This window comes from Pseudomonas sp. SWRI22, assembly GCF_014268395.2.
Lineage (GTDB): Bacteria > Pseudomonadota > Gammaproteobacteria > Pseudomonadales > Pseudomonadaceae > Aquipseudomonas > Aquipseudomonas paracarnis.
On record NZ_JABWQK020000003.1, the window covers coordinates 33,624 to 59,398 of the forward strand.

Below are 25,775 nucleotides of genomic sequence, written 5' to 3' on the forward strand. Positions count from 1 at the left end.
GATACACCGAGTCGTCTGCATCGCGGGCAAGCCCGGCTCCCACAGGGTCAGGCCTTGAGGGTTTTCACGCCTTCCGGGGTGCCCAGCAGCAATACATCCGCCGGGCGCGCCGCGAACAGGCCGTTGGTGACCACGCCCACAATGGCGTTGATCTGCGTCTCAAGCTCCACCGGGTTGGTGATCTGCATATTGAACACGTCGAGGATGATGTTGCCGTTGTCGGTCAACACACCTTCGCGGTACACCGGGTCGCCGCCCAGTTTCACCAGCTCGCGGGCCACGTGGCTGCGGGCCATGGGGATGACTTCCACCGGCAGTGGGAACGTGCCCAGCACGGGAACCAGCTTGCTCGCGTCGGCGATGCAAATGAAGGTCTTGGCCACGGCCGCGACAATCTTCTCGCGGGTCAGGGCCGCGCCGCCGCCTTTGATCAGGTTCAGGTGCTCGTCGCTTTCATCGGCGCCGTCGACGTAGAACTCCAGGTCGCTCACGGTGTTGAGCTCGTACACCGGAATGCCATGGCCCTTGAGGCGGGCGGCGGTGGCTTCGGAACTGGCCACGGCGCCGTCGAACGCGCCCTTGTGCCGGGCCAGTGCGTCGATAAAGCAGTTGGCGGTGGAACCGGTGCCGACACCGACGATGCTCTTGTCGTCGAGCTTAGGAAGGATTAAATCGACAGCGGCCTGGGCCACTGCCTGTTTGAGTTGATCCTGGGTCATGCGGGCTCCGGAACGGGCGGGGAATTAACGAGGGCGGCGAGTATAACCCAACAAAACCTCGGGATTCGTGTGGTCGCCCGGCCAAACGCTGGGTTAGACTCCTTGGCCCTGCCCAACCCGTGAAGTAGATGCCTGCCGATGCTTGAACACTACGTCAAAAAAATCCTCACCTCGCGTGTTTACGACATCGCCGTGGAAACCCCCTTGCAGACTGCCCGCCAGCTCTCCGAGCGGCTGGGTAACAAGATTTGGCTCAAGCGCGAAGACTTGCAGCCGGTGTTCTCGTTCAAGATTCGCGGCGCCTACAACAAGCTGACCCAGCTCAGTGCCGAAGAACGTGCGCGCGGCGTCGTCACCGCGTCGGCCGGCAACCATGCCCAGGGCCTGGCCCTGGCGGCCAAGGTGCTGGGGGTGAAAGCCACCATCGTGATGCCCAAGACCACCCCGGAGATCAAGGTCGAAGGCGTGCGCTCCCGTGGCGGCAAAGTGGTGCTGCACGGTGATTCCTTCCCGGAAGCCCTGGCCTACTCGCTCAAGTTGGTCGACGAAAAAGGCTACGTCTACATCCACCCCTACGATGATCCGCACACCATTGCCGGGCAGGGCACCGTGGCGATGGAAATCCTGCGCCAGCACCCAGGGTCGCTGGACGCGATTTTCGTACCGGTGGGCGGCGGCGGTCTGATCGCCGGGATTGCGGCGTACGTGAAATACCTGCGCCCGGAGATCAAGATCATCGGCGTGGAGCCGGACGATTCCAACTGCCTGCAAGCCGCCATGGCGGCGGGCGAGCGCGTGGTATTGCCGACCGTCGGCCTCTTTGCCGACGGCGTGGCAGTGGCGCAGATCGGCCAGCACACCTTCGACATCTGCAAAGACTATGTGGATGAAGTGATCACCGTCAGCACCGATGAAATCTGTGCGGCGATCAAGGACATCTACGACGACACCCGCTCCATCACCGAGCCGGCGGGTGCGCTGGGCGTGGCCGGGATCAAAAAGTACGTCGAGACCCGCGGTGTCAGCGGCCAGACCTTTGTCGCCATCGACTCGGGCGCCAACGTCAACTTCGACCGTTTGCGCCATGTGGCCGAGCGCGCCGAACTCGGTGAAGGCCGTGAGGCCATCATCGCGGTGACCATCCCCGAGCGGCCGGGCAGCTTCAAGGCCTTCTGCGAGGCGGTGGGCAAGCGCCAGATCACCGAATTCAATTACCGCTACCACTCCGGCAGCGAAGCGCACATTTTCGTCGGCGTGCAGACCCACCCGGAGAACGACCCGCGCAGCGCGTTGGTGGCCAGCCTGACCAGCCAGGGTTTCCCGGTGCTGGACCTTACCAAGAACGAACTGGCCAAGTTGCACATTCGCCATATGGTCGGCGGGCATGCTGCCAAAGTCAGCGACGAGCTGGTGTTTCGTTTCGAGTTTCCGGAGCGGCCGGGGGCGTTGTTCAACTTTCTCCACAAGCTCGGCGGGCGCTGGAACATCTCGATGTTCCACTACCGCAACCACGGCGCGGCTGACGGCCGAGTGGTGGCGGGCTTGCAAGTACCGGCGGACGAGCGCCACCTGGTGCCTGCCGCGTTGGCGCAAATCGGTTACCCGTACTGGGATGAAAGCGAAAACCCGGCTTACCAGCTGTTCCTCGGTTGAGCGACTACGCTGACTGAGCGGCCTATAAGGAATAGAGACCATGGAAACGCTGACCACCCTCAAGGTGATCCACATCACCGCCACCGTATTGCTGCTGCTCAGCGGCCTCGGCCTGGCCGTATTGGCGTGGCGTAAACGCAGCGCCGGCCCGGCCGCGACCGTGCAGCGCCCCTGGGCATTTGTATGGCTGCTGATGGGAATTTGCCTGGTGAGCATGCCCTTTACCGGATGGTGGCTGGTGCACTTGCTCGGCTGGCCATTGGGGCAAACCTGGATCTTGGGCTCCAGCATCCTCTACACCGTGGCGGCGCTGGCCTGGTTCTGGCTGGTGGCGCGGCTCAATCGGCTGCGCAAGGGCGAGGGCGGGAGCCTGAATTTCACCCTGGTGCTGGCGGTGGTCAGCCTGGTGGGGTTTGTGGCGATTGCAGGGCTCATGGGCGCCAAGCCTGTTTGAAACCGCGTCGCCTTCATCGCAGGCAAGCCAGCTCCCACACTTGACCGGATTCCAACATGAGAACAGGGTCAAAATGTGGGAGCTGGCTTGCCTGCGATAGCGTTGTCAGCTGCGCAGCGTAATCACCGGCCAACCCCGTTTCTGGGCCTCAGCACGAAGATTCGGATCCGGATCCACTGCCACCGGGTGCGTCACCTGCTCCAGCAACGGCAAATCATTCATCGAATCGCTGTAGAAGTAGCTGTCTTCCAGGCTATGCCCGGTTTCTTCCAACCAGCGGTTCAAACGCGTCACCTTGCCCTCGCGAAAGCACGGCACATCGGTGCTGCGCCCGGTATAACGGCCATCCACCATTTCGCACTCGGTGGCGATCAGAGTCTCGACGCCCAGGCGGGCGGCAATTGGCGCGGTGACGAAGCGGTTGGTGGCGGTGATGATCACCAGCTTGTCACCGGCGGCGCGGTGCTTGGCCAGCAGTTCAACGGCCTTGGGAAGCATGATGGGCTCGATGCAGTCGCGCATGTAGTCGTTGTGCCACGCGTCCAGCTGGGCCGTCTCGGTGCGGCCGAGGATTTCCAGGCAGAAGTTCAAGTAGGCGGCGTTATCCAGCCGGCCGGCCAGGTAGTCCTGGTAGAACTCGTCGTTGCGGGCCTTGTAGGCTACCGCGTCGAGAATCCCGCGTTCACACAGGTAATCGCCCCAGGCGTGATCGCTGTCACCGCCCAGAAGGGTATTGTCCAAGTCGAATAAAGCCAGGCGCATTGCAGTTACTCGCTGAAAAGTCTGTAAAAAGGCGTCCAGAATACGGTCTTTTCACAAGAGTGCACATAAGGTAAGAAGCCTCGTTGCCGCTGGAACAACCTTTGTGGAACAATGCGGCGACATGCGTTTGCGAGGTTGTTGCCGTGATCGACCCCGATGGTTTCCGTCCTAATGTCGGCATTATTCTGACGAATGATGCCGGACAGGTGCTATGGGCTCGCCGAATCAACCAAGATGCCTGGCAGTTTCCTCAAGGTGGAATCAACCCCGACGAAACCCCTGAAGACGCCTTGTACCGTGAGTTGAACGAAGAAGTCGGCCTTGAGCGCGAAGATGTGCAAATTCTGGCCTGTACCCGTGGCTGGTTGCGCTATCGTTTGCCGCAACGCCTGGTGCGTACCCACAGCCAACCGCTGTGCATCGGCCAGAAGCAGAAATGGTTTCTTTTGCGCCTGATCTCCAACGAGCAGCGGGTGCGGATGGATTTGACCGGTAAACCGGAGTTCGATGGCTGGCGCTGGGTCAGCTATTGGTATCCGTTGGGCCAGGTGGTGACATTCAAGCGCGAGGTTTATCGTCGCGCTCTCAAAGAGCTTGCCCCGCGCCTTTTAGCGCGCGACTGACGACGGAGTTCGACCCCGAGCCATGCTCAATACGCTGCGCAAGATCGTCCAGGAAGTTAACTCCGCCAAGGATCTCAAGGCGGCGTTGGGGATTATTGTGTTGCGCGTCAAGGAAGCCATGGGCAGCCAGGTCTGCTCGGTTTACCTGCTGGACCCCGAGACCAACCGTTTTGTGCTGATGGCCACGGAGGGCTTGAACAAGCGCTCCATCGGCAAGGTCAGCATGGCGCCCAATGAAGGTCTGGTGGGCCTGGTGGGGACGCGTGAAGAACCCCTGAACCTCGAGAACGCGGCCGATCACCCGCGTTATCGCTACTTTGCCGAAACCGGTGAAGAGCGCTACGCCTCGTTCCTTGGCGCACCGATCATTCACCACCGCCGTGTTGTCGGCGTGTTGGTCATCCAGCAAAAAGAGCGTCGCCAGTTCGACGAAGGCGAAGAAGCCTTCCTGGTGACCATGAGCGCGCAACTGGCCGGGGTTATCGCCCACGCCGAAGCGACCGGCTCGATTCGCGGCCTGGGGCGCCAGGGCAAGGGCATCCAGGAAGCCAAGTTCGTCGGCGTACCGGGTTCGCCAGGCGCCGCGGTGGGTACCGCGGTGGTCATGCTGCCGCCAGCCGACCTCGATGTGGTGCCGGACAAGAGCGTCAGTGACATCGACGCCGAGATCAAACTGTTCAAGACCGCCCTCGAAGGCGTGCGCGCCGACATGCGCAACCTGTCGACCAAGCTGGCCACCCAGTTGCGTCCCGAAGAGCGTGCGCTGTTCGACGTGTACCAGATGATGCTCGACGACGCGTCCCTGGGTAACGAAGTCAAGACCGTGATCAAGACCGGCCAGTGGGCCCAGGGCGCGTTGCGCCAGGTGGTCACCGATCACGTCAACCGTTTCGAAATGATGGACGACGCCTACCTGCGCGAGCGGGCATCGGATGTGCGCGACCTGGGTCGCCGTCTGTTGGCGTACCTGCAGGAAGACCGCAGCACCAACATGGTCTTCCCCGATAACACCATCCTGGTCAGTGAAGAATTGACCGCCACCCAGCTTGGCGAAGTGCCTGAAGGCAAGCTGGTAGGCCTGGTCTCGGTATTGGGCTCGGGTAACTCCCACGTGGCGATCCTGGCCCGGGCCATGGGCATCCCGACGGTGATGGGCCTGGTGGACCTGCCGTACTCCAAGGTCGATGGCATCGACATGATCGTCGACGGGCATCGCGGCGAGGTATTCACCAACCCCAGCGACGTGCTGCGCAAGCAATACGCCGAGGTGGTGGAAGAAGAGAAGCAACTGGCCCAGGGCCTGGATTCGCTGCGCGAGCTGCCGTGTGTCACCCCCGATGGCCACCGCGTACCGCTGCTGGTCAACACCGGCCTGCTGGCGGATGTAGCCCGTGCGCAACAACGCGGCGCCGAAGGGGTGGGTCTGTACCGCACCGAAGTGCCGTTCATGATCAACCAGCGTTTCCCGAGTGAGAAGGAGCAGCTGGCGATTTATCGCGAGCAACTGCAAGCCTTCCACCCGTTACCGGTGACGATGCGCAGCCTGGATATTGGCGGCGACAAGTCACTGTCCTATTTCCCGATCAAGGAAGACAACCCCTTCCTTGGCTGGCGCGGTATTCGCGTTACCCTCGACCATCCCGAAATCTTCCTCGTCCAGACCCGTGCCATGCTCAAGGCCAGCGAGGGCTTGAACAACCTGCGTATCCTGCTGCCGATGATCTCCGGCACCCATGAACTGGAAGAAGCCCTGCACCTGATCCACCGCGCCTGGGGCGAAGTGCGCGACGAAGGCGCCGATGTGCCGATGCCGCCGATTGGCGTGATGATCGAAATCCCTGCGGCGGTGTACCAGGCCAAGGAACTGGCGCGGCAGGTGGACTTCCTGTCGGTAGGCTCCAACGACCTGACCCAGTACCTGCTGGCCGTGGACCGTAACAACCCACGGGTGGCCGACCTCTACGACTACCTGCACCCGGCGGTGCTGCAAGCGCTGCAACACGTAGTGCGCGACGCCCATGCCGAAGGCAAGCCGGTGAGTATCTGCGGCGAAATGGCCGGTGACCCGGCGGCGGCGGTGCTGTTAATGGCGATGGGCTTTGACAGCCTGTCGATGAACGCCACCAACTTGCCGAAAGTGAAGTGGATGCTGCGCCAGGTGGAATTGAGCAGGGCCAAGGATTTGCTCGCCGAGTTGATGACTATCGACAACCCGCAGGTTATCCACAGCTCGCTGCAATTGGCGCTGAAAAACCTGGGGTTGACCCGGATGATCAACCCGGCCTCGGCCAAAAACCTGTAGGAGCGAGCTTCTAGCAGATCGTTCCCGCGCTCTGCGTGGGAATGCAGCCCTGGACGCTCCGCGTCGGCTTTTAGAGCGTGACGCAGAGCGTCACAAGAGGCGTTCCCACGCAGAGCGTGGGAACGATCAAAGTGAAGTGGATGCTGCGCCAGGTGGAATTGAGCAGGGCCAAGGATTTGCTCGCCGAGTTGATGACTATCGACAACCCGCAAGTTATCCACAGCTCGCTGCAATTAGCGCTGAAAAACCTGGGGTTGACCCGGATGATCAACCCGGCCTCGGCCAAAACCCTGTAGGAGCGAGCTTCTAGCAGATCGTTCCCGCGCTCTGCGTGGGAATGCAGCCCTGGACGCTCCGCGTCGGCTTTTAGAGCGTGACGCAGAGCGTCACAAGAGGCGTTCCCACGCAGAGCGTGGGAACGATCAATGCGCCAGGTGGAATTGAGCAGGGCCAAGGATTTGCTCGCCGAGTTGATGACTATCGACAACCCGCAGGTTATCCACAGCTCGCTGCAATTGGCGCTGAAAAACCTGGGGTTGACCCGGATGATCAACCCGGCCTCGGCCAAAAACCTGTAGGAGCGAGCTTCTAGCAGATCGTTCCCGCGCTCTGCGTGGGAATGCAGCCCTGGACGCTCCGCGTCGGCTTTTAGAGCGTGACGCAGAGCGTCACAAGAGGCGTTCCCACGCAGAGCGTGGGAACGATCAAAGTGAAGTGGATGCTGCGCCAGGTGGAATTGAGCAGGGCCAAGGATTTGCTCGCCGAGTTGATGACCATCGACAACCCGCAGGTTATCCACATCTCGCTGCAATTGGCGCTGAAAAACCTGGGGTTGACCCGGATGATCAACCCGGCCTCGGCCAAAACCCTGTAGGAGCGAGCTTCTAGCAGATCGTTCCCGCGCTCTGCGTGGGAATGCAGCCCTGGACGCTCCGCGTCGGCTTTTAGAGCGTGACGCAGAGCGTCACAAGAGGCGTTCCCACGCAGAGCGTGGGAACGATCAAAGTGAAGTGGACGCTGCGCCAGATGGAATTGAGCAGGGCCAAGGACTTGCTCGCCGAGTTGATGACCATCGACAACCCGCAAGTTATCCACAGCTCGCTGCAATTGGCGCTAAAACATCAGGTCCACCTCACCCAGCCGCCCCCCGTGCGGGCCAAAGCTGCGCTCCAGCATCCGCCGCGTCCCATCGGCATTCACGATCAGCGCCGTGCTCGCCCGTGTCCCATAACTAGGGCTGGCGATAAACACGCTCGACAGCAGGCTTTCGGTCGCCAGGCCTACGCCGGTGTCCGGCAACTCAGCAAACGGGGCAGTCTGCGGGTCGCTGAGAATTCCCAGCAGTGCCTCAGGCTCGGGGTTTTCCAGCACGGCGCTGAACGCTGCTTTGGCCTTCACCAGCTTCGGCCATGGCGTATCCAGCCCGGCATTGGATAACCCGTACACCCCAGCCTTCAATCGCGTCGGCTCGGTATCATTGGCGTTGTAGTGCCACAGCTCATCCCGCGTGCCCACCAGCAGGTTGAACCCGGCATATTCAATCGAGCGGCCATTTACATCGGCCAAATAATCGTCGATCGGCAGCGAACCGCTGAGAAACCGCGCAACCAGTTCGCCGCGAGACTTGCGTGCCGGTGGCTGGTGCGGGTCGCGGATGTTGGTCAAGGCGGCAAAGCGCCCATCTGCGTTCATCCCCAGCCAGGTGCCCCCGGCCTCCTGATCGCGACCGGCATAGACCTGGGGCGCATCCGCCCACTGGGCTAGCGGCAGGCTGGGGCGGGCGTAGAACTCATCGCGGTTGGCCGCAACGATCAGCGGTTGGGCATGGCCCGGTCGCCAGGCGAAAACAATCAGGCACATCGGGTGACCCCTTTTGTGTTTTTGCCACTCTACCCACAGACGCGCCGGTGTTCCATCGTCTCGAAGTTGGGCCGCGCACCTCTGATCCGTTAACATGCCGGGCTGTTTGGTGTGTATGTGAACTTCTTAATTTGATCTCGCAGCTGTAACGCAGGCTTAATCGCACATCGGCATGGTCCGGTGCGTCATGACTAAATGTTTTAACGAGGAGTCGCAATGCTGCCTTACCCGCAGATCGACCCGGTGGCCCTGGCCATCGGTCCGCTGAAAATCCATTGGTACGGGTTGATGTACCTGATCGGCATCGGCGGTGCCTGGCTGCTGGCTTCCCGGCGCCTGAACCGTTTCGACCCGACCTGGACCAAGGAGAAGCTCTCCGACATGGTGTTCTGGATGTCGATGGGGGTGATCGTCGGCGGGCGCCTGGGGTATGTGCTGTTCTACGACCTGTCTGCGTATCTCGCCAACCCGACCCTGATCTTCGAAGTATGGAAGGGCGGCATGGCGTTCCACGGCGGGTTTATCGGCGTGATGATCGCCGCATGGTGGTTTGGTCGGCGCAATGGCAAGTCGTTCTTCCAACTGATGGACTTCGTCGCACCCTTCGTGCCGATCGGCCTGGGCGCCGGGCGCATTGGTAACTTTATCAACGCCGAGCTGTGGGGCAAGCCGACCGATGTACCGTGGGCGATGGTGTTCCCGCCGTTCAGCGACCCGGCACAACTGCCGCGCCACCCGTCGCAGCTTTACCAGTTCGCGTTGGAAGGTGTGGCGCTGTTCCTTATTCTCTATATCTTCTCGCGCAAGCCACGCCCGACCATGGCCGTATCGGGCATGTTCGCGCTGTTCTACGGGATTTTCCGCTTTATCGTCGAATTCGTACGGGTACCGGATGCGCAGCTGGGCTACCTGGCGTGGGGCTGGCTGACCATGGGTCAGGTGCTTAGCCTGCCGATGATCCTGGCGGGCCTGGGCATGCTGTGGTGGGCGTACAATCGCCCGCAGCCGCTGAAGAACGCCGCGCTTTAAATTCGAATGCCAAGACCAGGAGGTCTTGGCTTCAACGATACGGGTAAAAACATGAAGCAATATCTCGAACTGCTGCAGGACGTCGTGACCAATGGCCTGACCAAGGGCGACCGCACGGGCACCGGCACAAAGGCTGTGTTTGCGCGTCAGTATCGGCATAACCTGGCCGACGGCTTCCCGCTGCTGACCACCAAGAAGCTGCACTTCAAAAGCATCGCCAACGAACTGATCTGGATGTTGAGCGGCAACACCAACATCAAGTGGCTCAACGAAAATGGCGTGAAGATTTGGGATGAGTGGGCCACCGAAGACGGCGACCTGGGCCCGGTCTACGGCGAGCAGTGGACTGCCTGGCCGACCAAGGACGGCGGCACGATCAACCAGATCGACTACATGGTGCACACGCTCAAGACCAACCCCAACAGCCGTCGCATCCTGTTCCACGGCTGGAACGTTGAATACCTGCCGGACGAAACCCAGAGCCCGCAGGAAAACGCGCGTAATGGCAAGCAAGCCTTGCCGCCGTGCCATTTGCTTTACCAGGCGTTCGTGCATGACGGCCATCTGTCGATGCAGCTGTATATCCGCAGCTCCGACGTGTTCCTGGGCCTGCCGTACAACACTGCCGCGCTGGCGTTGCTGACCCACATGCTGGCCCAGCAGTGCGACCTGATCCCCCACGAGATCATCGTCACCACGGGCGACACCCACGCCTACAGCAACCACATGGAGCAGATCCAGACCCAGTTGGCGCGTACGCCGAAAAAACTGCCGGAACTGGTGATCAAGCGTAAGCCTGCGTCGATCTACGACTATAAGTTCGAAGACTTCGAAATCGTGGGCTACGACGCCGACCCAAGCATCAAGGCCGACGTGGCGATCTAAAGCCTTACTCGGTGAAAAACTGTGGGAGCTGGCTTGCCTGCGATAGCGCAGTGTCAGGCGACATCAATGTCGCTGGTCCACCGCCATCGCAGGCAAGCCAGCTCCCACATGGGTTTGGTGTTCACCTGAGTTAATGGCCGTGGCTTCTGCCCACATGCGAAGGCTCGGCCTCGCTGGCCGCAATCCCTCCGCTGACTTCCAACTGCTGCAAGATCCCGCACTGGTTGCCACCGCCGCAACGTTGGCGCAGGTCCAGCAGTTGTTCCTGCAAGGCCAACAATCCGTCGATCCGCGCTTTCACATGATGGATATGCTCGTCGATCAACGCATTCACGCTTTCGCACTGGTCCTGAGGGCTGTCGCGTAGCCCCAACAGGCTGCGGATTTCTTCGAGGGTCATGTCCAGGCTGCGGCAGTTGCGGATAAAGGTCAGTCGCTCGGTATGCGCCTGGGTGTATACGCGGTAGTTGCCGTCGGTGCGTGCCGGGGGCGGCAGCAGGTTTTCCTTCTCGTAATAACGGATGGTTTCCACCGGGCAATCGGTGAGTTTGGCCAGTTCGCCGATCTTCATCGCAGCAATCTCCAAATGGGTGCTTGACCCTATAGTGGCTACAGGGTCTTTACTTGGCAACAGGCACCTTTACGGACGCGACCTGATGAGCCACTCCATTCATACCCCGCACAAGCACGACCACAAGCACGACCACAAGCATGATCACGATCACGATCACGCTCATGACCACGGCCATGATCACAAACATGACCATGGGCCCGCCAAACTCACGCCTGTGGATAACCACGGCCATTCCGGCTCCTGCTGCTCCGGCGCTGCCGGGCCTGCCATCGTGACCTTGAGTGAAGCGCCCACCGCCGGCTCGCGCCTGAGCACCTTCCGCATCGAAGCCATGGATTGCCCTACCGAGCAGACGCTGATCCAGAACAAGCTGGGCAAGCTCGCTGGCGTGCAGCAACTGGAATTCAACCTGATCAACCGCATCCTCGGCGTCACCCATGACCTGCCGAACACGGCGCCGATCATTGAGGCAATCAAGTCCATCGGCATGCAGGCCGACCCTATCGAAGAAGGCAGCCCCGCTGCCGCGCCGCCCGCCAAGAAACCTTGGTGGCCGCTGGCGGTGTCGGGCGTGGGTGCCCTGGGGGCAGAGGTGTTGCACTTCACTGGTGTGGCGCCCACCTGGGTAATCGCGCTGGTGGCGTTGGTGTCGATTCTCAGCGGCGGCCTTACCACCTACAAGAAGGGCTGGATTGCCCTGAAGAACTTCAACCTCAATATCAATGCCTTGATGAGCATCGCGGTGACGGGCGCGATCCTGATTGGCCAGTGGCCGGAAGCGGCGATGGTGATGTTCCTGTTCACCGTGGCCGAGTTGATTGAGGCCAAGTCCCTGGACCGTGCGCGCAACGCCATCAGCGGCCTGATGCAGATGACCCCGGAACAGGCCACGGTGCGCCAGGCCGATGGTTCCTGGCTGGAACAAGAGGTCAAGAGCATTGATCTTGGCGCGATTGTCCGAGTAAAACCCGGCGAGCGCATCGGGCTCGACGGTGAAGTCACGGCCGGCCAGTCCACCATCGACCAGGCACCGATCACCGGGGAAAGCCTGCCGATTGAAAAGACCGTGGGCGATAAGGTGTTTGCCGGCACCATCAACCAGGCCGGTTCCCTGGAGTACAAGGTCACCGCCGCGGCCAACAACTCCACGCTGGCGCGGATCATCCACGCGGTGGAACAGGCTCAAGGCGCACGCGCCCCGACCCAGCGCTTTGTCGACAGTTTCTCCAAGGTCTACACCCCGGCTGTCTTCCTGTTTGCCCTCGGTGTGGCGGTGATTCCGCCGCTGTTCATGGCGGGCGTGTGGTTTGACTGGATCTACCGCGCCCTCGTGCTGCTGGTGGTGGCCTGCCCTTGTGCCTTGGTGATCTCCACCCCGGTGACCATTGTCAGCGGCCTGGCGGCGGCGGCGCGCAAAGGCATCCTGATCAAGGGCGGCGTGTACCTGGAGGGCGGCTACAAGCTCGACTACCTGGCCCTCGACAAGACCGGAACCATCACCCACGGCAAACCGGTACAAACCGACTACCTGCCGCTGTTCCCGAACATCGAAGACAGCGCGCCGGCCCTGGCGGCCAGCTTGGCATCGCGTTCCGATCACCCGGTGTCCCTGGCGATTGCCAACGCGGCTGTGGATAAAAACCTGTCGACTCACGCTGTGGATAACTTCGAAGCCCTGGCCGGGCGCGGTGTGCGGGGTGATATCAACGGCCAGACCTATCACCTGGGTAACCACCGCCTGGTGGAAGACCTCGGTCTGTGTTCCGAGGCCTTGGAAGAGAAACTCTTTGCCCTGGAAAAACAAGGCAAGTCCGTGGTGTTGCTGTTGGACAAGTCTGGCCCGCTGGCGCTGTTTGCCGTGGCCGACACGGTCAAGGAGAGCAGCCGCGAAGCCATTCAGCAGTTGCACGACCTAGGCATCAAGACCCTGATGCTCACCGGCGACAACACCCACACTGCCAAGGCCATTGCGGCGCAGGTGGGTATCGACCAGGCCCAGGGCGACCTGTTGCCCACCGACAAGCTGCAAGCCATCGAAACCCTCTACGGCCAGGGCCATCGGGTGGGCATGGTGGGTGATGGCATCAACGACGCCCCGGCCCTGGCCCGTGCCGAGATCGGCTTTGCGATGGCCGCGGCGGGCACTGACACCGCTATCGAGACCGCCGACGTGGCGCTGATGGACGATGATTTGCGCAAGATTCCGGCTTTCATTCGGTTGTCGCGGCAAACGTCGAGTATCCTCAAGCAGAACATCGCCCTGGCGCTGGTGATCAAGGCGATCTTCCTGGCCGTCACGTTCATGGGCATGGCGACCATGTGGATGGCGGTCTTCGCCGACATGGGCGTGAGCCTGCTGGTGGTGTTCAATGGCCTGCGCCTGGTGCGCAAATAGAGGATGAGAGGGTGGTGTGCTGAGTGCTGAGTTAAAGGCGTTTTTCATGGTCGCCCGCCTGGGCAGCATTACCCAGGCGGCGAAGAAACTCGGCTTGAGCCAGCCCACGGTGACCACCCAGATTCGCAACCTGGAAAGCCACTACGGCGTCGAGTTGTTCTACCGTGGCGGCCGCCGCCTCACCGTCAGCGACGAAGGCGCGCGGCTATTGCCGATGGTCAAGGCGCTGTTGCAGCAGGAAGCGGATATCGAGTTTTTCCTGCGCAACAACGGCCAGGTCCAGGGTGCGCTGAGAATTGCCGCAACGGCGCCGTATTACATCCTCGATCTGGTCAAAGCCTTTCGCGAGCGCCTGCCCCAGGTGGACGTGTCGGTGGAAATCGGCAACTCCCAGCAGGTGCTTGAGGCGCTGGACGATTACCGCGTCGATGTCGCGGCCTCATCGCAATTGCTGGAAGACGCCCGGCTGATCCGCCGCGTGCTGGGCACCGACCCGCTGGTGCTGGCGGTGCACCGCAATCACCCGTTGGCCAAGCTCGATCACGTAACGTTGAGCGCGCTAGTCGGGCATACCTTGCTGATGCGTGAAGCGGGCTCCACTACCCGCAGGCTGACGGAAGAGATGTTGAAGAATGCGGGCGTCGGATATGGGCCGTTGTTGGAGATTGGCAGCCGTGAGTCGATTCGCGAGGCGGTGCTGCGCAATATCGGCATCAGCATCATCGCCCGCCAGGAAGTGCCCCATGACCCGCAGTTGCGCGTGCTGACCATCGAGAATGCACCGCAGATTCCGGAGTATCTGTATTGCCTAAAGGAGCGCAAAGGAGCGCGCCTGCCGGCGGCGTTCCTTGGCCTGGCTCAGGAAATGTCACCCCTCTGATCGTTCCGACGCTCCGCGTGGGAACGCCGCCCAGGACGCTCCGCGTCCGTGACGCGGAGCGTCACTAGAGACATTCCCACGCAGAGCGTGGGAACGATCATGATAGCGGTCGTGAGTCCTACACAAATCCACCAATACCACTATCACCTCTTTTTGCCTTTCTGCCACACCCGCTACGCATTGCCCTCCTAGCATGGCCTTCATCCGTTCGATGAGGTGCCACCATGCACACAGCCCTGACCCAACCCGGCGCACCGATGAAAGTGCGCGCAATCCAGAAACGCTTTGGCGCCTTCACCGCGCTGGACAACGTGTCCCTGGACGTCGCCGCCGGCGAGCTGGTGTGCCTGCTGGGCCCTTCCGGCTGTGGCAAGACCACACTGCTGCGCTGCATCGCCGGCCTGGAGCGCCAGGACAGCGGTGAGCTTTACCTGGGCGAGCGCGACGTTTCCCTGCTGCCACCCCAGGCGCGGGACTACGGCATCCTGTTTCAGTCCTACGCGTTGTTTCCCAACCTCAGCGTTGAAGCGAACATCGGCTACGGCCTCACCGGCAGCGGCCGCGATGAAGTGCGCAAGCGGGTCGCGCAGATGCTTGAGCTGGTGGGCCTGGTGGGCAGCGAAAAGAAGTACCCCGGCCAACTCTCCGGCGGCCAGCAACAGCGCGTCGCCCTGGCCCGCGCACTGGCGCCGGCGCCGTCGTTATTGCTGTTGGATGAGCCGATGTCGGCCCTCGATGCCCGGGTGCGCGAGCACCTGTGCACCGAACTGCGCCAACTGCAGCGGCGCCTGGGCATCACCACCTTGATGGTGACCCACAACCAGGACGAAGCCATGTTGATGGCCGACCGCATTGCCGTGATGAACAACGGCAAGGTCGAGCAGTACGCCACGCCCCAGGAAATCTACGACCGCCCGGCCACGCCGTTCGTGGCAGAGTTTGTCGGCCAGGGCAACTGGTTGCCGTTCAGCCGTAACAGCGCCAGCCATGCTCAGGTGGGTGGGTTGAACATGCGCCTGGCTGAGGACGCCGGTGTCGCCCAGTCCGGCCGCTTGTTCTGCCGCCCGGAAGCCATTTGCGTCAACCCACCGGTGCATGAAGAAAACCTGTTCCCGGCCAAGGTTCGCGAGATCACCTTTCTCGGCAACCGCTGCCGCATGAGCTTTGAGCTGGAACAATTGCCGGGCCATGCGTTGCTGGCTGAACTGGCGCCGGAAGCGATGCCGCGCCTGGGCGCCCAGGACATCTGGGTGGCGTTGCCGCCGCGCAGCCTGCAGGTGTTTGCCTGAGATGGGGGCTGTGATGACATTGCCGGTACCGCGCCAGGTGTCCCGCGCCGAGTGGGGCGACCGCCTCTTCGTGGTCGGCGGCAAGTGGCTCTGGCTGGGCCTGTTAGTGGTGGCGGTGCTGTTGCCGCTGTTGGCGATCTTCTGGCGCGGCTTCAGCAGCGAAGCCGGGCAGGGCGGTGGCCTGGTAGCCGCTCGCGAACTGCTGAGCAGCGCCAACTTTCACTGGTTGCTGGGCAATAGCCTGAAAGTTTCCCTCAGCGTGGCGGCCATCGTCGTGCCGCTGGCCTACTTGTTTGCCTATGCCCTGCAACGCACGCTGATCCCCGGCAAGTCCATCTGGCGCGGCCTGTCATTGCTGCCATTGATGGCGCCGTCAATGCTGCCAGGTATTGCCCTGGTTTATCTATTCGGCAACCAGGGCCTGCTGCGCGGCTTGTTCTCGGAAAATATCTACGGCTTCTGGGGCATTGTGCTCGGTGAGGTGATCTACACCTTTCCCCATGCCTTGATGATTTTGCTGTCGGCGTTGTCCTTGGCGGATGCACGCTTGTTTGACGCTGCTTCGAGCATGGGCGCCAGCCCGGCACGGGCGTTTCGCAGCATTACCTGGCCAGCCACGCGCCAGGCGGTATTCGCCGCTTTCTGCCTGGTGTTCACCCTGACCATCACCGACTTCGGAGTACCGGTGGTGGTGGGCGGCGATTATCAGGTGCTGGCGCTGGAAGCCTACAAGGCGGTGGTGGGCCAGCAACAGTTCGGTCGCGGCGCGTTGATCGGCATGGTGTTGCTGCTGCCGGCGCTGTTCAGCTTTGGCGTGGATGCGTGGTTGCGCCGTCGGCATGGCGACGCGATGAGCGGCCGCGCCCAGGTGTTCCAGCCAGCGCCATCGCGGCTGCGCGACGGGTGCTACCTGGCCGTCGTGCTGCTGATTTGCGCGGCGTTGCTGCTGGTGTTCGGCATGGCGGTGTACTCCTCGCTGGTGAAATTCTGGCCGTACAACCTGTCGCTGTCGCTCAACCACTACCAATTCGAAGACACCGCCGGCGGCGGCTGGCTGGCCTATCGCAACAGCCTGACCATGGCGCTGTGTACGGCGTTGATCGGCAGCGTGCTGATTTTCACCGGCGCCTACCTGATGGAAAAAACCAAGGGCCAGAAAAACCTCAACCTGGCGCTGCGCATGCTCAGCTTCGTGCCAATGGCCGTGCCGGGCCTGGTCCTGGGGCTGGGCTACGTGTTCTTCTTCAACCTCAACGGCAACCCGTTGCATGTGTTATACGGCAGCATGGCGTTGCTGGTGGTGTGCACCATTGCGCACTACCTGACCACCGCGCAGATGACCGCGATCACCGCCTTGCGCCAGTTGGACGCCGAGTTCGAAGCTGCCGCGTTGTCCCTCAAGGCACCGTTGTACCGCCATTATCTGCGCGTCACGGTGCCGATCTGTCTGCCGGCGCTGCTGGACATCCTGCGCTACCTGTTTGTCTCGGCGATGACCACCGTCTCCGCCGCGATCTTCCTCTACAGCCCCGACACCATCCTCGCCGCCGTCGCCGTGCTGAACATGGACGACGCCGGCAATGTGGGGGGCGCGGCGGCCATGTCGACCCTGATCCTGTTCACCTCGGCCAGCGTCTCGCTGCTGCTGGCGTGGGCTTCACGTGGCGCGCTGCGCCGCTCCCAAGCCTGGCGCCAGCGCGCACCTGGCCAATAAACATCCCTGAAGGAGGTGCTCCATGTTCAAGCCCCTGGCGCTGGTCGCTGCAGTCCTCACGGCATTCAGTCTGAATGCCTTCGCCAAGACCGAGTTGACCGTGTACACGGCCCTTGAAGCCGAGCAATTGAAGACCTACAAAAAAGCTTTCGAACAGGCCAACCCCGACGTCGAGATCAAGTGGGTGCGCGACTCCACCGGCATCATCACCGCCAAACTGCTGGCCGAGAAAGACCGCCCCCAGGCTGACGTAGTGTGGGGCCTGGCCGCCTCCAGCCTGGCGATCCTCGATCAGCAAGGCATGCTCGACAACTACGCGCCCAAGGACCTGGACAAGATCGGCAAGCATTACCGCGACGCCGCCAACCCTCCGGCCTGGGTGGGCATGGACGTGTGGGCCGCCACCCTCTGCTTCAACACCGTCGAAGCCGAGAAGCAGGGCCTCACCAAACCGGTGAGCTGGCAGGACCTGACCAAGCCCGAATACAAGGGCAAGATCGTGATGCCTAACCCGGCGTCTTCAGGCACCGGCTTCCTGGATGTCAGCGCCTGGCTCCAGACCTTCGGCGAGAAGCAAGGCTGGCTGTACATGGACGACCTGCACCGGAACATCGGCCAGTACGTTCACTCCGGCTCCAAGCCGTGCAAGCTGGCGGCGTCCGGTGAGTTCCCGATTGGCATTTCCTTCGAATACCCGGCGGTTCAGCTCAAACGCCAGGGCGCGCCGCTGGAGATCATCCTGCCCAAAGAGGGCCTGGGCTGGGAGATCGAAGCCACCGCTGTGATCAAGGGCACTGCCCATGCCGACGCGGCGAAAAAACTCGCCGACTTCTCTGCCAGCACCGCGGCGATGGACCTGTACAAGGAAAACTTCGCCGTGCTCGCGCAACCGGGTATCGCCAAGCCGCAGACCGAATTGCCGGCGGACTATGAGCAACGGTTGATCAAGAACGACTTTGTCTGGGCTTCCAGGAACCGTGACAGCATCCTGGCCGAATGGCGTAAGCGTTATGACGGTAAGTCGGAAAAACAGTAACCGATCGTTCCCTCGCTCGGCGTGGTAACGCCGCTCTGGACGCTCCGCGTCCGCTTTTAAAGGTCGTGACGCGGAGCGTCACCGGATGAATTCCCACGCGGAGCGCGGGAACCAGAGGACAGTATGAGTAGTGATCTGTTAGTCGTCGGCGCCGGCATCCTCGGTCTCTCCCACGCCTATGCCGCCGCCAGGCGCGGCCTCAAGGTCAAGGTGTTCGAGCGCAGCGCCACGCCATTGGGCGCCTCAGTGCGCAACTTCGGCCAGGCACTGGTCACCGGTCAACCACCAGGGCCAATGCTGGACCTGGCGCGGGAAAGCCGCGAAATCTGGGGCCAGTGGGCGCAAGCGGCGGGCCTGGCGCTCAAGCGCAATGGCTCCTACCTGTTCGCCCGCACTGAAGCCGAAGAACATCTGCTCGAAGCCTTCTGCGCCGGGAGCGCGCGGGAGCACGGCTACAACGTCGAGCTGCTGCAGGGCGCTGCCATGAACGACCTGTACGCCGGCCAGTTCCGCCATCACCGCGCCGCCCTGCATGGCAAGGATGACCAGCAGCTGTACTCCCGCGAGGCGATCCCGGCGCTGATCCATTACCTGAGCCAGCACTTGCACGTGGAGTTTCACTTCTCCACGCTGGTACGTGACGTAGAGCCGGGCCAGCTGCACAGCACGGCCGGCAGCTTTCGCGGGGAGCAGATCGTTGTCTGTTCAGGCCACGACTATCAGACCCTGCTGGCCGAATCCATCGCCCCGCTCAACCCGCACACCTGCCGCCTGCAAATGCTGCGTGCGCGGCCGGTGCTTAATCTGAACCTGCAACACGCGCTGCTCACCGGCTTGAGTTGCGTGCATTACGGCGCTTTCGCCGACCTGCCGGAAGCCGCTGTGGTCCAGGCGCAGATTCTGCGTGAAACGCCACATCTGCAGGAGCACGGCATTCACCTGCTGATCAGCCCCACGCCCCATGGCGAGCTGATCATCGGCGACTCCCACCATTACGACAGCGACCCGTCGCCCTTCAATGCCGAGCAGATCGATGACTGGATGATCGAGCTGGCGCAGCAGACCCTGGGGTGCAACATCCAGGTGGTCGAGCGCTGGCAAGGCGTCTACGGCGCTCGCGGCCCCGGGCCGTTTTCGTTTGTGCAGGCGGCACCTGGCGTCAGCGCTGCCTTGATGCACACCGGCGTAGGGATGAGCGTGGGGCCGGCCATGGCCGAGCGCAATATCCGCAGGTTATGGGGAGAAGCGTGATGAACCCGGAACAGGCAGGCATTGGCGGTTCAGGTCTGGTCCAGGCGTTGGGCCAGGGCTTCAACCTGCTCTTGGCGCTCGGCCTGGCTTAGTTTCGCGTGGGGGTTGAGGGATGACCATTGCGGATAGGCGCGGGCTTTGTTCAAGGCGTCGGGCAGTTTGCCCTCGCGCCAGGTTTTGTCCTGGGGCGTATCGACCTTGATGCTGTGCATTGCCGCATGGCCGCGCAGGTTCAGGGCCTTGAGCAACTGGCGCTGGCGCAGGGCTAGCAGGCGCAGCACGCTGTCGTCGACGGTCAGCTCGCGCTGGCCCTTGATCTTGCCGAGCAGGCGACTGCCGTAGCTGCGTGCGGTTTGCAGGGCGCCACCGGCGATAGCGCCTGCCAGGGCCGCGGCGCCAAGGGTCAGGCCGCCGACCAGTAGATCCACGCCAGCACCGGCAGCGGCTCCGGCAGCTATCCCGCCGCCGACCCGCACGCCAAGTTGCTTGAGGGTTTCGGGGTTGAACAAGTCATCGCCCCAGCGACCGTCGAGCAGCGGCAGGTCGCTGGCCGCCGCGTCCTGTGAGCGAAAGCCGAACAGTTTGAGCAGGGCTTCAACGCACTTTTGTTCGCGTTGGCGCACGGCCTTGCGTAAGTCGCTGACGGCTTGGGGCTCATTCTCGGTTGTCACACTGCGACGGCAGGCCGCGCAGTCGATCAACAGTTCGGCGATCAAGCGGGCGGCGCTTTGCTGGCGAGCCTGGCGCTGGGCTTCTTGATCGAGGATCAGGCGTTCCAACTGCGGCCGTGAGTTTTCCAGCAGCAGGGCCAGGCTTTCATACAGCCGGCGTTCGCCGTCTTCGGGCGGTGCCACGCTGTCGAAACGCACCAGCGCATGCAGGCCGAGGCGGGCCAGGGCTTCGCGCCAGTCCGGTTCGCGGTGGTCGCTGCTGCTGACAAAGTTGAGCACCGGCAACAACGGCTTGCCGCAACTGGCCAGCACTTGCAGTTCGTCGCGGTACTTGGCCAGCACCGGCTCGCGAGCGTCGATCACGTACAGGCCGGCATCGGAGGCCAGCAACTGGCGCAGCACCTTGGCTTCCTGTTCGAAACGCTGGCGCGCCTCGCTGCCTTCCAGGAAACGCGCCAGCCGCGCAGGGCCATCCAGGCGTTCGCCGGGGCGGTCGAGGCGTTCCAGGTAATCGAGCAGGGCGATGGCGTCTTCCAGGCCGGGAGTGTCGTACAGCTCCAGCAAAGCTTCGCCATCTACCGATAGGCGTGCACCTTCCACGTGCCGCGTGGTGCTGGGGCGATGGGACACTTCGCCAAAGCCGACATCGCGGGTGAGGGTGCGCAACAATGAGGTTTTGCCCACGTTGGTATGGCCGACCACGGCGAGTTTCAGCGGTTTAGTCATGACCTGTCTCCAGCCAAGTGAGCGGCGCGCAATCGGCAAACGACACTTCAAGCTGTTGCAACGCGGCATGCCAGTCGCCCAGGCGCTCGGCGTCCAGCGCCTGGCCCGGTGGTGCCTGCAGCAGCCATACGCGAGTGTCGGTGGCGCTGCGTGCCAGCTCGGCGATCAGTGCCAGGCTGCCACGGTCGGGCGAGCGGCGCGGGTCACAGGCGATGGCCAGGCGCGCGGGTGGGAAACGGCTGAGTTGCTCCAGCAGTTTGTTGCGTGATTCGCGGCTGTCGAGGATGCCGGCGTTCTTGACGTTGGCAGGCAGTTTGGGGGGCCAAGGGTGTTGGTCGTCGAGTTCGATGGCGACCAGCAAGGCGCCATCACTCTCCAGCTCACTTGCGCCGCCGCTGATCGGGTGCAGGTGTTCGGGCGCCACATCGTTGACCCCCAGGCGCTCGCTGCTGGGCATCAGGCGTTCGCGCAGTTGGGCGTAGCCGGGCAGGTTGAGGTCCAGGTGCAACGCTGCGCGCCCGCGTTTCCATCGCCACAGGCACAGTAAGGCAAGGATCAACCGCGGCAGCAGACCGTAGACCAGCAACACGCCCACCAGCCAGGCCGCCCAGGCCTGGCGGGCGCTTTCGATATTCAGCGCGGAGTCGCCGCTGGCGCGGATCATCTCCACGGTGGGCACATTGAAACCGAGCAGAGCCGGGAGTGTGCCGAGGGCCTGGGTCACGGCGACAAAGGTATCGGCGCCGAGAATGGTGGTTTCCCACACAAACCCATAGCGGCGGGTGGCGAGCAGAGTCAGCAGGATCACCAGGGCGCTGAGCAAGGCCAGCAACCACAAGCTGTTGACCAGCACACCCACCGCCCAGCGATTGAGTTTTTGCCGTTGCAGCAACAGCAACAACGCCGGGGCCAGTTGCGCGGCCTTGGCGTCACGGGCCAGTTTCTCGCTGAGCCACAACCACAGCCGGCCAAGGCTGGCGCTGTGTTCGCCGGCAAACAGCAGGCCCAGGGCCCAACTGATCAGCAAGATCAGGTTCAGGCCCAGCAGGCTGCCCAAGGCCCAGAACACATTCACCGGGGCCAGGCCATTACCCAGCGCGGCGAACGCCAAACCGGCGCCGCTGATGACGGCGACCGCCGCCAGTAACACCAGCGCCAGGCGTGCGCCTTGCAGCCAGCGGCTGAGCGCGGCGGCCAAACCATCGCGCTCGGCCAGGTGCAGCGCACGCTGCTGGATGCGCGTGGCCAGGTCGCCCCCGGCGGTGCGGGCCAAGCGGTTGGCTTCCAGGTCTTCCAGGGGGCCGGCGTGTTCTTCCCGCAGGCGCACGGTTTCTGTCAGCCAAAGTCTGTGCAGCGGGTTCAGTGCAGTCACGCGCCGTCCTGTCGTGTTGATGAGGTTGGAGCATAACCGCTGGCTCGCCGCTCTGGTATTCTCGTCGCCATGAAAAAAACTCTCCCTTTAAGCCTGATCGCAGCCCTCGGTGAAAACCGTGTGATCGGCGTCGACAACAGCATGCCCTGGCATTTGCCGGGGGATTTCAAATATTTCAAAGCCACCACCCTTGGCAAGCCGATCATCATGGGGCGCAAGACCTGGGATTCCCTGGGCCGACCGCTGCCGGGGCGCTTGAACCTGGTGGTCAGCCGTCAGACCGATCTTGTGCTGGAAGGTGCGGAAGTTTTTCCTTCACTGGGTGCAGCGGTCGAGCGCGCTGAGGAATGGGCCAAGGCGCAAGGCGTGGACGAGCTGATGCTGATTGGCGGCGCGCAGTTGTATGCGCAGGGGCTGGAACAGGCCGATCGCTTGTACCTGACCCGCGTGGCGCTGAGCCCGGAAGGGGATGCGTGGTTTCCGCAGTTTGATGGGAACCAGTGGAAGCTGGTGTCGAATGTCGAAAATCCGGCTGAAGGTGATAAGCCGGCCTACAACTTCGAGGTGTGGGAGCGCAACTAGTGTAGGAGCGAGCTTGCTCGCGAAGATCGTCAACGATGACGCGTGCATTCTGAATGAACGCGGCGCCCTCAGGTTCTTCGCGAGCAAGCTCGCTCCTACAGGTTATAAGCCTTTATGCCTGCGCCAGTTCGGCATGCTCATCGGCATCCAGCAACGCTTTATCCGTCTGCCCCATGATCTGGCTGGTAATCGCCCCCGCCGTCATCGAACCATTGACGTTCAACGCCGTACGGCCCATGTCGATCAGCGGCTCCACGGAAATCAACAGCGCCACCAGTGACACCGGCAAGCCCATGGCCGGCAGCACGATCAGCGCGGCAAAGGTCGCACCGCCGCCCACGCCGGCAACGCCCGCCGAACTCAAGGTCACTATCGCCACCAGGGTCGCGATCCACAGCGGATCCAACGGGTTGATGCCCACAGTCGGCGCGACCATCACCGCCAACATCGCAGGGTAAAGACCGGCACAACCGTTCTGGCCGATGGTCGCGCCAAACGAGGCGGCGAAGCCGGCGATGGATTGCGGGATGCCCAGGCGACGGGTCTGCGCTTCAATGCTCAGCGGGATGCTTGCAGCGCTGGAGCGGCTGGTGAAGGCGAAGGTCAGCACCGGCCACACCTTGCGGAAGAAGCGCAGCGGGTTGATCCCGGCCAAGGACAGCAGCAGGCCGTGCACCACGAACATCAGGCCCAGGGCCAGGTACGACACCACCACGAAACTGCCCAGCTTGATGATGTCTTGCAGGTTGGAACCGGCGACCACTTTGGTCATCAGCGCCAGCACACCGTAGGGGGTCAGCTTCATCACCAGGCGCACCAGGCGCATCACCCAGGCTTGCAGGGTGTCGATGGCGTTAAGGACTTTCTGGCCTTTTTCCACGTCGTCCTTGAGCAGTTGCAGCGCGGCAACCCCAAGGAACGCGGCGAAAATCACCACGCTGATGATCGACGTCGGCTTGGCCCGGGCCAGGTCGGCGAACGGGTTGGCCGGTACGAACGACAGCAGCAACTGCGGGATATTCAGGTCGGCAACCTTGCCTGCGTAATCACTCTGGATCACTTGCAGGCGCGCCATTTCCTGGGTGCCGGCCACCAGGCCTTCGGCAGTGAGGCCGAACAGGTTGGTCAGGCCGATGCCGATCAGGGCCGCGATGGCCGTGGTGAACAGCAGCGTGCCGATGGTCAGGAAGCTGATCTTGCCCAGGGACGAGGCGTTGTGCAGGCGTGCCACGGCACTGAGGATCGAGGCGAATACCAGCGGGATCACGATCATTTGCAGCAGCTGCACATAGCCGTTGCCGACCAGGTCAAACCAGCCGATCGAAGCTTTGAGCACCGGGTTGCCGTCGCCGTAGATCGTATGCAACGCCGCACCGAACAGCACGCCAAGCACCAGGGCGAACAGCACCTTCTTGGCGAGGCTCCAGTTAGTACGGCCAGTTTGTGCCAGGCCCAGCAACAGGGCCACGAACACCAATAAATTGAGAATCAGGGGCAGATTCATTGAAGCTCCGTTGAGAAGGCAGCCAATCGCGTGAGCCTGCGATTGCGAACCGGGAAGCCTAACAGCTTGAAATATATTGATTTAATACCAATATGGAATGGCGACTGTCGTTTTTGGAATAAGCGTTTGACGCCCAGGCGTATGCCCTTGGCGCAATCGCGACGTCAGCGGTCGCGCACGGGCGATAACTGTCATACGGATTTGTTAGCGTCGATGTCTTTCACTTGAGGGAGACAACGCCTATGAAGCTCGCGCCGAAACTACTGTTATCCGCCGCCTTTTGCCTCGGGCTCGTCAGCCAGGCGTTTGCCGCCACCGAGTTGAAACACTGGCCGGCACCTGCCGCCAAACAACTCAATGAAATGATCGCCGCCAACGCCAACAAGGGTAACTACGCGGTGTTCGATATGGACAACACCAGTTACCGCTACGACCTTGAAGAGTCCTTGCTGCCGTTCATGGAAAACAAGGGCCTGATCACCCGCGAAACCATGGACCCTTCGCTCAAGCTTATCCCCTTCAAAGACACCGCAGACCATAAGGAAAGTCTGTTCAGCTACTACTATCGCCTGTGCGAAGTCGACGACATGGTCTGCTACCCCTGGGTTGCGCAGATTTTTTCCGGCTTCACCCTCAAGGAACTCAAAGTGCAGGTCGACGAGCTGATGGCCTCCGGCAAGCCCGTGCCGGTCAGCTATTTCGAAGGCGACGTGGTGAAAAAATCCGAGGTACAGCCGCCGAAAGTCTTCACCGGCCAGGCCGAGCTGTACAACAAACTGATGGAAAACGGCATCGAGGTCTATGTGATGACCGCCGCGTCCGAGGAGCTGGTGCGCATGGTCGCGGCTGATCCGAAGTACGGCTACAACGTCAAACCCCAGAACGTCATCGGCGTGACCACCTTGCTCAAGGATCGCAAGACCGACGAGCTGACCACCGCACGCAAACAGATCACTGCCGGCAAGTATGACGAGAAGAGCAACCTCGGCCTGGAACTGACCCCCTACCTGTGGACCCCGGCGACCTGGATGGCCGGCAAGCACGCGGCGATCCTCACCTACATCGACGAATGGAAAAAACCAGTGATTGTCGGCGGTGACACACCGACCAGCGACGGCTACATGCTGTTCCACGATGTGGATGTGGCCAAGGGCGGCATCCACCTGTGGATCAACCGCAAAGACAAGTACATGACCCAACTCAACGGCATGATCGCCAAGCACGCGGCGGCGCAAGCCAAGGAAGGGCTGCCGGTGACGGCGGACAAGAACTGGGTGATCGTCAAGCCGGAAGAGATCCAGTAAGACCGAGTCACCTGCATCGCAGACAAGCCAGCTTCCACCGTCGACCGCATTCTCATGTTGGGGCGCGGTCAACTGTGGGAGCGGCTTGCCCGCGAAGGCGGTCTTAAGAACACCGCAGACTCAAAGGCAAAATAGATATCAATTGCGAACTAATCTCATTCTTTGCTAGCGTGCGCACTCCCTGAACCGT

General features: G+C 62.1%; 24 protein-coding genes. 17 read left to right on the top strand and 7 right to left on the bottom strand.

What is annotated here, in order from left to right; all coding sequences use genetic code 11:
* Nucleotides 1-47: 47 nt before the first annotated feature.
* Complete coding sequence (gene rpiA, locus HU730_RS23080; RefSeq protein WP_034128979.1) at nt 48-719, bottom strand: ribose-5-phosphate isomerase RpiA; 672 nt, start codon at nt 717-719, stop codon at nt 48-50.
* A 138-nt stretch (nt 720-857) separates the two neighbouring features.
* On the opposite strand from rpiA, the gene ilvA reads away from it, so the two are divergent.
* The gene (gene ilvA, locus HU730_RS23085) at nt 858-2,372 is read left to right on the top strand and encodes a threonine ammonia-lyase, biosynthetic (RefSeq protein ID WP_186527843.1); all 1,515 of its coding nucleotides are present in this window, start codon (nt 858-860) and stop codon (nt 2,370-2,372) included.
* 40 nt (nt 2,373-2,412) lie between these two features.
* Nucleotides 2,413-2,826 (top strand): DUF2269 family protein, encoded by a 414-nt coding sequence (locus tag HU730_RS23090; protein ID WP_014720366.1) that lies wholly within the window; start codon nt 2,413-2,415, stop codon nt 2,824-2,826.
* 105 nt (nt 2,827-2,931) lie between these two features.
* On the opposite strand, the gene HU730_RS23095 is transcribed toward HU730_RS23090, so the two are convergent.
* Nucleotides 2,932-3,588 carry an HAD family hydrolase gene (locus HU730_RS23095; RefSeq protein WP_186527842.1) on the bottom strand — a complete coding sequence of 219 codons (657 nt, stop codon included), beginning with the start codon at nt 3,586-3,588 and terminating at the stop codon, nt 2,932-2,934.
* Nucleotides 3,589-3,731: 143 nt separating this feature from the next.
* On the opposite strand from HU730_RS23095, the gene HU730_RS23100 reads away from it, so the two are divergent.
* The 5 genes from HU730_RS23100 (at nt 3,732) to HU730_RS23120 (ending at nt 7,387) form a co-directional block, all read left to right on the top strand.
* Complete coding sequence (locus tag HU730_RS23100; RefSeq protein ID WP_003176750.1) at nt 3,732-4,211, top strand: RNA pyrophosphohydrolase; 480 nt, start codon at nt 3,732-3,734, stop codon at nt 4,209-4,211.
* A gap of 22 nt (nt 4,212-4,233) precedes the next feature.
* A complete protein-coding gene (gene ptsP / locus HU730_RS23105) occupies nt 4,234-6,513 on the top strand; it encodes a phosphoenolpyruvate--protein phosphotransferase (protein ID WP_217862487.1) in 2,280 nt (759 codons plus the stop codon).
* A 131-nt stretch (nt 6,514-6,644) separates the two neighbouring features.
* Nucleotides 6,645-6,809, top strand: coding sequence for a hypothetical protein (locus tag HU730_RS23110; RefSeq protein ID WP_155290866.1), 165 nt, complete (start codon nt 6,645-6,647; stop codon nt 6,807-6,809).
* Nucleotides 6,810-6,938: 129 nt separating this feature from the next.
* Nucleotides 6,939-7,091, top strand: coding sequence for a hypothetical protein (locus tag HU730_RS23115; RefSeq protein ID WP_217862488.1), 153 nt, complete (start codon nt 6,939-6,941; stop codon nt 7,089-7,091).
* Between the two features lie 131 nt (nt 7,092-7,222).
* Complete coding sequence (locus tag HU730_RS23120; RefSeq protein ID WP_161992127.1) at nt 7,223-7,387, top strand: hypothetical protein; 165 nt, start codon at nt 7,223-7,225, stop codon at nt 7,385-7,387.
* A 239-nt stretch (nt 7,388-7,626) separates the two neighbouring features.
* Here HU730_RS23120 and HU730_RS23125 read toward each other — a convergent pair whose 3' ends face one another.
* Complete coding sequence (locus HU730_RS23125) at nt 7,627-8,373, bottom strand: NRDE family protein (protein ID WP_034128975.1); 747 nt, start codon at nt 8,371-8,373, stop codon at nt 7,627-7,629.
* Between the two features lie 216 nt (nt 8,374-8,589).
* Between HU730_RS23125 and lgt the strand changes: the two genes are divergently transcribed.
* Nucleotides 8,590-9,402: a prolipoprotein diacylglyceryl transferase gene (lgt, locus tag HU730_RS23130; RefSeq protein WP_003195189.1), complete on the top strand. Its 813-nt coding sequence runs from the start codon at nt 8,590-8,592 to the stop codon at nt 9,400-9,402.
* 51 nt (nt 9,403-9,453) lie between these two features.
* Nucleotides 9,454-10,287, top strand: coding sequence for a thymidylate synthase (locus tag HU730_RS23135; protein WP_014720362.1), 834 nt, complete (start codon nt 9,454-9,456; stop codon nt 10,285-10,287).
* A gap of 130 nt (nt 10,288-10,417) precedes the next feature.
* Here HU730_RS23135 and cadR read toward each other — a convergent pair whose 3' ends face one another.
* Nucleotides 10,418-10,858 (bottom strand): Cd(II)/Pb(II)-responsive transcriptional regulator, encoded by a 441-nt coding sequence (gene cadR / locus HU730_RS23140; RefSeq protein ID WP_003195185.1) that lies wholly within the window; start codon nt 10,856-10,858, stop codon nt 10,418-10,420.
* A gap of 85 nt (nt 10,859-10,943) precedes the next feature.
* Here cadR and HU730_RS23145 point away from each other — a divergent pair, with 85 nt between their 5' ends.
* From HU730_RS23145 to HU730_RS23170, 6 genes are all read left to right on the top strand, one after another.
* On the top strand, nt 10,944-13,256 hold the full coding sequence (locus HU730_RS23145; RefSeq protein WP_186527472.1) for a heavy metal translocating P-type ATPase: 2,313 nt from the start codon (nt 10,944-10,946) through the stop codon (nt 13,254-13,256).
* 16 nt (nt 13,257-13,272) lie between these two features.
* A complete protein-coding gene (locus HU730_RS23150; RefSeq protein WP_034128973.1) occupies nt 13,273-14,136 on the top strand; it encodes a LysR family transcriptional regulator in 864 nt (287 codons plus the stop codon).
* A gap of 224 nt (nt 14,137-14,360) precedes the next feature.
* Nucleotides 14,361-15,425 carry a putative 2-aminoethylphosphonate ABC transporter ATP-binding protein gene (locus HU730_RS23155; protein WP_054917035.1) on the top strand — a complete coding sequence of 355 codons (1,065 nt, stop codon included), beginning with the start codon at nt 14,361-14,363 and terminating at the stop codon, nt 15,423-15,425.
* Nucleotide 15,426: 1 nt separating this feature from the next.
* Nucleotides 15,427-17,139: a putative 2-aminoethylphosphonate ABC transporter permease subunit gene (locus HU730_RS23160; RefSeq protein WP_186527471.1), complete on the top strand. Its 1,713-nt coding sequence runs from the start codon at nt 15,427-15,429 to the stop codon at nt 17,137-17,139.
* Between the two features lie 22 nt (nt 17,140-17,161).
* Complete coding sequence (locus tag HU730_RS23165; protein ID WP_034128970.1) at nt 17,162-18,175, top strand: putative 2-aminoethylphosphonate ABC transporter substrate-binding protein; 1,014 nt, start codon at nt 17,162-17,164, stop codon at nt 18,173-18,175.
* 123 nt (nt 18,176-18,298) lie between these two features.
* The gene (locus HU730_RS23170) at nt 18,299-19,426 is read left to right on the top strand and encodes a TIGR03364 family FAD-dependent oxidoreductase (protein ID WP_186527470.1); all 1,128 of its coding nucleotides are present in this window, start codon (nt 18,299-18,301) and stop codon (nt 19,424-19,426) included.
* A 29-nt stretch (nt 19,427-19,455) separates the two neighbouring features.
* On the opposite strand, the gene HU730_RS23175 is transcribed toward HU730_RS23170, so the two are convergent.
* Both HU730_RS23175 and HU730_RS23180 read right to left on the bottom strand, forming a co-directional pair.
* The gene (locus HU730_RS23175; RefSeq protein ID WP_060763940.1) at nt 19,456-20,823 is read right to left on the bottom strand and encodes a DUF3482 domain-containing protein; all 1,368 of its coding nucleotides are present in this window, start codon (nt 20,821-20,823) and stop codon (nt 19,456-19,458) included.
* Nucleotides 20,816-22,195 carry a DUF2868 domain-containing protein gene (locus HU730_RS23180; protein ID WP_060763941.1) on the bottom strand — a complete coding sequence of 460 codons (1,380 nt, stop codon included), beginning with the start codon at nt 22,193-22,195 and terminating at the stop codon, nt 20,816-20,818. Before HU730_RS23180 ends, HU730_RS23175 begins: the two co-directional genes overlap by 8 nt.
* 69 nt (nt 22,196-22,264) lie before the next feature.
* Here HU730_RS23180 and HU730_RS23185 point away from each other — a divergent pair, with 69 nt between their 5' ends.
* Nucleotides 22,265-22,777 carry a dihydrofolate reductase gene (locus HU730_RS23185; protein ID WP_034128966.1) on the top strand — a complete coding sequence of 171 codons (513 nt, stop codon included), beginning with the start codon at nt 22,265-22,267 and terminating at the stop codon, nt 22,775-22,777.
* A 112-nt stretch (nt 22,778-22,889) separates the two neighbouring features.
* Here HU730_RS23185 and HU730_RS23190 read toward each other — a convergent pair whose 3' ends face one another.
* Nucleotides 22,890-24,281 (bottom strand): L-cystine transporter, encoded by a 1,392-nt coding sequence (locus HU730_RS23190; RefSeq protein ID WP_034128965.1) that lies wholly within the window; start codon nt 24,279-24,281, stop codon nt 22,890-22,892.
* Nucleotides 24,282-24,523: 242 nt separating this feature from the next.
* Between HU730_RS23190 and HU730_RS23195 the strand changes: the two genes are divergently transcribed.
* The gene (locus tag HU730_RS23195) at nt 24,524-25,585 is read left to right on the top strand and encodes a phosphorylcholine phosphatase (protein ID WP_096142962.1); all 1,062 of its coding nucleotides are present in this window, start codon (nt 24,524-24,526) and stop codon (nt 25,583-25,585) included.
* Nucleotides 25,586-25,775: the final 190 nt, after the last annotated feature.